This is a genomic window from Pseudoalteromonas sp. AWM4_233, from assembly GCF_056158285.1.
Genome location: NZ_JBSWSZ010000130.1, coordinates 20,221 through 24,311, shown reverse-complemented (window position 1 = coordinate 24,311; position 4,091 = coordinate 20,221). Strand labels below are relative to the sequence as shown.

Below are 4,091 nucleotides of genomic sequence, written 5' to 3'. Positions count from 1 at the left end.
CTACTAACTGGTTCAGATTACGTATTGCTAAGGTTAACATACAGCGACTACGCATTCTCATCAGCACCTAGCAAAGAACACCCAGAAAAATGATGAAGGAGCTGTGATTCCCCGTGGCAAAAAGCTAAGCGTAAGAAAAAGTTTAATGCACTTGCCGGAGATGATGTGGGACATTTGCCAATGAAGAAAAAGCGCAATTCAGAAGAATAATTTTCAGATAAGATACAAAAAAACCGGGAAGCTCCCGGTTTTTTTCAATTTTGTGATGTTTAAAGTGCTTTTTCCAGTTCCGGAAACACTTCAAACAAATCTCCCACCAGACCATAATCTGCAACCTGGAAGATTGGCGCTTCTTCGTCCTTGTTGATAGCAACAATGACTTTAGAGTCTTTCATACCAGCAAGATGCTGGATAGCGCCGGAAATACCCACCGCGATATAAGTTGTGGAGTAACTATTTTCCCCGTTTGACCCACCTGCATATCGTTGGGTACAAAACCAGCATCAACAGCTGCGCGTGAAGCACCAATAGCGGCACCTAACTTATCAGCAATACCGTTTAACAAAGCAAAGTTTTCGCCGTTTTGCATGCCACGACCACCGGAAATAATTACTTCTGCAGCAGTTAGTTCAGGTCTTTCTGCATGGATGAGTTTCCTGACACAAATTGCGCTTTTTCAGAAGCCGGTAAAGCAGCAATGCTAATCACTTCTGCGCTACCGTCAGCAGTGACGGCGTCAAACGCTGAAGCTCGAACAGTAATTACTTTGATAGTATCTTCCGACTGAACTGTAGCGATGGCGTTACCAGCATAGATTGGACGCACAAAAGTATCAGGCGCTTCAACAGCAATGATGTCGGAAATTTGCGCGACATCCAGCAATGCCGCTACGCGGGGTAAAAAGTTCTTACCGGTAGTGGTTGCCGCAGCGATAACATGGCTGTAATCATTTGCCATGCTCAGCACTAAAGCACGACGTTTTCCGCCAATTGCTCTTTATAAACTGCATCATCAACATGGATAACTTTAGATACGCCAGCCAGTTTTGCTGCATCCTGTGCAATCCCATTACAATCATTACCCGCCACTAAAACGTGAACATCGTCACCCATGGCCTTTGCAGCAGTGATCAGTTTTGCCGTTTCTGCTTTTAAATGAACGTTATCGTGTTCTGCGTAAACTAATACTGTCATTTAGATTACCTTCGCTTCTGATTTTAACTTTTCTACTAACTCAGCCACATCGGCTACCTTGATGCCACCTTCACGAGTAGCTGGCGGTGTTACTTTTAACACTTTAACCTTAGAGGTTAAATCAACACCAAAATCAGCTGCGGGCTTAACATCAAGCGGTTTGCGCTTGGCTTTCATGATGTTAGGCAGTTTGGCATAACGAGGTTCATTCAAACGCAGATTGGTAGTAACAACCGCAGGTAAACTCAAGTCGACAGTTTGCAAACCACCATCCACTTCACGAGTAACCTCAACTTTACCATCAGCGACAACCACTTCTGACGCAAAAGTGCCTTGTGGCATGTCAGTCAATGCTGCCAGCATTTGTCCTGTTTGGTTGTTATCGGAATCAATTGCCTGCTTACCTAAAATAACTAACTCAGGTTTTTCTTCTTCAACCACTTTAGCCAGCAATTTAGCCACCTGTAGTAGTTTGATGTTCTCGTCAGTTTCAATTTGAATGCCGCGATTGGCACCTAGTGCCAATGCTGTGAAATGATTCTGCAACCTCATCACCGATAGAAACCACAACAATCTCAGTAGCAATGCCTTTTTCCTGTAATCTAACCGCCTCTTCTACAGCGATTTCACAAAAGGGATTAATTGACATTTTAGTGTTACTTAAATCAACGCCAGTGTTGTCAGCTTTAACTCTGACTTTTACGTCTAGTCGATAACACGTTTTACCGGGACTAGTATTTTCATTTCGACCTCGTTTTATTTTTTGCGTCCGTACAGATTAAGTCAGGCGCGTGTAGGATACAAATTACATCTGCTGCTATTTTTGTTGGATTCGAAATGTACTTACTGTTAACGTAAACGTCAACTTATTGTTAATATATTATTAACTCGTTAACCGCGAATTTTCTTAACACATTTTTAGACCAGCAAGCTACAGTGCTCCACAAACAATTCTGCACACTGTGATACTGACTACCCTGAGGAGGAATAATGGAACGCGAATCGATGGAGTTTGACGTTGTGATCGTCGGCGCCGGGCCTGCCGGGTTATCGACCGCCTGTAAACTTATGCAACAGGCCAATGAAGCTCAACAAGAATTAATGGTCTGTGTGGTTGAAAAAGGCTCTGAAGTCGGTGCCCATATCCTTTCGGGCGCAGTATTTGAAACCCGGGCACTGGATGAGTTATTCCCCGATTGGGCGGAAAAAGGCGCACCACTGAACACCAAAGTGACAGAAGATCACATTTATTATCTGAAAAACGAAAAATCAGGTACCTCAAACTTCCCGGCTTTATGACGCCAAAAACCATGCACAACGAAGGCAACTACATTGTCAGTATGGGTAAATGTCTGCCGCTGGCTGGCAGAACAAGCAGAAGCTCTGGGCGTGGAAATCTTTCCAGGCTTTGCCGCCTCAGAAGTGCTCTATAACGAAGATGGCAGCGTGGCCGGTATAGTTACCGGCGACATGGGGATCAGTGCAGAAGGCGAAGAAAAGACTCCTACATGCCTGGTATGGAGCTACGCGCGAAATACACGGTATTTGCAGAAGGCTGTCGCGGCCATTTGGGCAAACAACTGATTGAGAAATTCAATCTCGATGAAGGCAAAACCCCGCAACATTACGCCATTGGTTTTAAAGAAATCTGGGATATACCAGCAGAGCAACATCAGGAAGGCCTGGTTGTCCACTCTGCCGGTTGGCCACTTACCGATACATCTGGTGGCGCCTATTTATATCATGCTGAGAATAATCAGGTATTAGTGGGGTTGATCGTGGATTTAAGCTATGAAAATCCACACCTTAGTCCTTTCGACGAATTTCAGCGCATGAAACATCACCCGGTATTTAAACAATATCTGGAAGGTGGCACGCGTGTGAGCTATGGCGCCAGAGCGATCGCGAAAGGCGGACTGAACTCGTTGCCCAAAATGCATTTTCCAGGAGGATTTCTCGCTGGTGGAAATGCAGGCACACTGAACTTCTCGAAAATTAAAGGCAACCACGCCGCGCATAAGTCTGGTATTTTAATTGCGGAAACTATCTTTGCAGCGCTACAGCAAGATGCAGAATCGGCAGTGAAAGATTTAACTGATTTGACCAAGCGCTTCGAGTCTTCGTGGCTTTATGAGGAATTGTGCAAGGCTCGTAACTTCGGTTCGGCTATTCCAGAATACGGCAACTTCCTTGGCGATCCACTCCTGAACAAAACTGGTTGGGTGGTAAGTTTCCGGTCACTATTAAGGACAAGACGGCAGATTATGCCACATTAAAACCTGCCAAAGATTGCAAACCTTTTGATTATCCAAAGCCGGATGGAAAACTGAGCTTCGACAAATTGTCTTCGTGTATTTGTCTAATACCAATCACGAAGAAGACCAGCCTTGCCACCTTAAATTGCAAGACGCAGATATTCCTCTCAAGTCTAATTTACCTCTATTCGATGAACCTGCTCAGCGATATTGCCCCGCAGGTGTCTATGAAATAGTTGAAAATGAAGCGGGAGAAAAGCAATTTCAAATTAACGCGCAAAATTGGCGTGCATTGTAAAACCTGCGATATTAAGAATCCCCTCAACAAAATATTACCTGGACTGTGCCCGAAGGTGCAGGTGGTCCCAACTACCCTAATATGTAACCCGGTAAAGATAAGCGGCCCACAGGGCTGCTGATCAAAATAAGCATAACTTACCAAAACCACAAATTGTGCTTTGTGTCCCACATTTTAGTTTATTCCCTTCCTGTTGATTCGCGCCATCCGGCAATTTAATTGATTTACCGCAACGAATTTATACATTTAAGATTGATTGTTAACCTCAGTTAATGGTAATTTCAATCTATATTAATGAGTAAAATAGGTGCTGATGAGAATGCGTAGTCGCTGTATGTTAACCTT

Annotated in this window: 3 protein-coding genes and 3 pseudogenes; 1 reads left to right on the top strand and 5 read right to left on the bottom strand. The window is 44.1% G+C overall.

Annotation, left to right across the window (positions count from 1 at the left end; genetic code table 11):
* Window positions 1–269: 269 nt before the first annotated feature.
* From ACXAC4_RS26850 to ACXAC4_RS26830, 5 genes and pseudogenes are all read right to left on the bottom strand, one after another.
* The gene (locus ACXAC4_RS26850) at window positions 270–395 is read right to left on the bottom strand and encodes a hypothetical protein (RefSeq protein WP_475168231.1); all 126 of its coding nucleotides are present in this window, start codon (window positions 393–395) and stop codon (window positions 270–272) included.
* Window positions 396–449: 54 nt separating this feature from the next.
* Window positions 450–589: pseudogene (locus tag ACXAC4_RS26845) on the bottom strand (FAD-binding protein); the annotation flags it as partial.
* A 35-nt stretch (window positions 590–624) separates the two neighbouring features.
* Entirely contained in the window at window positions 625–957 is a 333-nt protein-coding gene (locus ACXAC4_RS26840) for a hypothetical protein (protein ID WP_475168116.1), read from the bottom strand.
* Window positions 958–965: 8 nt separating this feature from the next.
* Window positions 966–1,193, bottom strand: a complete 228-nt coding sequence (locus tag ACXAC4_RS26835; protein WP_475168113.1) for an adenine nucleotide alpha hydrolase family protein — start codon at window positions 1,191–1,193, stop codon at window positions 966–968.
* Window positions 1,194–1,937 (bottom strand): annotated as a pseudogene (locus tag ACXAC4_RS26830) (electron transfer flavoprotein subunit beta/FixA family protein).
* A 246-nt stretch (window positions 1,938–2,183) separates the two neighbouring features.
* Between ACXAC4_RS26830 and ACXAC4_RS26825 the strand changes: the two are divergent.
* Window positions 2,184–3,833: pseudogene (locus ACXAC4_RS26825) on the top strand (electron transfer flavoprotein-ubiquinone oxidoreductase).
* Window positions 3,834–4,091 lie beyond the last annotated feature (258 nt).

What these genes read in the sequence shown, in the direction of transcription:
- ACXAC4_RS26840 (WP_475168116.1), bottom strand. Translation starts at nt 957, where the DNA reads ATGGCAAATGATTACAGCCATGTTATCGCTGCGGCAACCACTACCGGT.
- ACXAC4_RS26850 (WP_475168231.1), bottom strand. Translation starts at nt 395, where the DNA reads ATGAAAGACTCTAAAGTCATTGTTGCTATCAACAAGGACGAAGAAGCG.
- ACXAC4_RS26835 (WP_475168113.1), bottom strand. Translation starts at nt 1,193, where the DNA reads ATGACAGTATTAGTTTACGCAGAACACGATAACGTTCATTTAAAAGCA.